Below are 1,188 nucleotides of genomic sequence, written 5' to 3' on the forward strand. Positions count from 1 at the left end.
CGCCGTCGGCTGCCTCCCGGGCGGCCGCCTCGCCGGCCGTCCCCCCGGCGAGCGCCGCCTTCCCGGCGGGCGACGGCTGCGGGACCGGCAGCACGGGCGGGGGCGTGCGCAGGGGCGGCTGCCACCCCTCCGCCTCGTCGTAGCGGCGCACGATCCGGGCCGGGGCGCCGGCCACCACCGCGTGGTCGGGCACCTCGCCGCGTACGACGGACCCTGCCGCGACGACGACGTTGCGGCCGAGCACCGCGCCCGGCAGGATCACCGCGCCCGTCCCGAGCCAGCATCCCGCGCCGATCGCCACGGGCGCGATGCGGGGCCACTGCTTGCCGACCGGGACGCCCGGGTCGTCGTAGCTGTGGTTGGTGGTCGTGATGTAGACGTAGGGGCCGCAGTACGTGTCCCGGCCTATGGAGACCGTCGTGTCGGCGATCACGTGGCTGCCGCGGCCGAGCACGACCCCGTCGCCGATGCTGACGTAAGGGTCGGGCCCCAGGTCGAGCCCGGGCACCAGGCCCGCGGTCAGGCTGACCCGCTCGCCGACGATGCAGTAGTCGCCGAGCTCGATCCACGGCTCGCCGAAGACCGTCCCCTGGGGGAACGCGAGGCGGGTGCCCTCGCCGATCCGCCGGAACCGCATCCGCCCCGGGTGCGCGGCCGTCACTGCGCCCGCGTCCTGCACCCATCGCCAGCCCGCGTGGACCAGGCGCGTCGCCGCGCGTCGCCCGAGGCCCCTCAGCGCCGCGTACACGTTTTCCCACTTCCGCATTTCCGCACACCCACACGGTAGAGGAGCCCCGGCGGGCGCACGGACGGGATCGGCCCCCGGGCTCCCGGCGCTCCCCCGGCGTTCGCCGTCGGGGTCCGTTCCGCGCCCGGGCCGAGCGCAACCGGGCCCGCCCCTACCACGGTTCGGCGGCGAACCGCGCTGCTTCGCGGGGGAACTCCTTCCGACGAGTGGCCCGATCGCTTTCCGTGCGTACGGACGCGATCACGCGTGGTTGCATGACCGCCACATCCGGAGCGCACCCCAACCCCCAAGGGATCGCGGAATGTCAGTGCCTGCCCGCGATGACGTGCGGGTGCTCGTAGGGCGGGATCAGCGTCAGCCCCCGCTCGGCGGCCATGGCCTCGCCGAGCGCGACCCGGTCGCCGGTGTAGCGGTCGTAGGTGAGGACCTCGGCCCCGTAG

At 75.5% G+C, this 1,188-nt stretch carries 1 protein-coding gene and 1 pseudogene; both read right to left on the reverse strand.

Annotation, left to right across the window (positions count from 1 at the left end; all coding sequences use genetic code 11):
- The coding region (locus L1885_RS28505; RefSeq protein ID WP_235800027.1) for an acyltransferase at positions 1-766 on the reverse strand (766 nt) is incomplete at its 3' end.
- A gap of 292 nt (positions 767-1,058) precedes the next feature.
- Positions 1,059-1,188, reverse strand: a pseudogene (locus L1885_RS28510) (pyridoxal-5'-phosphate-dependent protein); the annotation flags it as partial.

Source organism: Streptomyces fuscigenes, assembly GCF_021556455.1.
Taxonomy (GTDB): Bacteria; Actinomycetota; Actinomycetes; order Streptomycetales; family Streptomycetaceae; genus Streptomyces; species Streptomyces fuscigenes.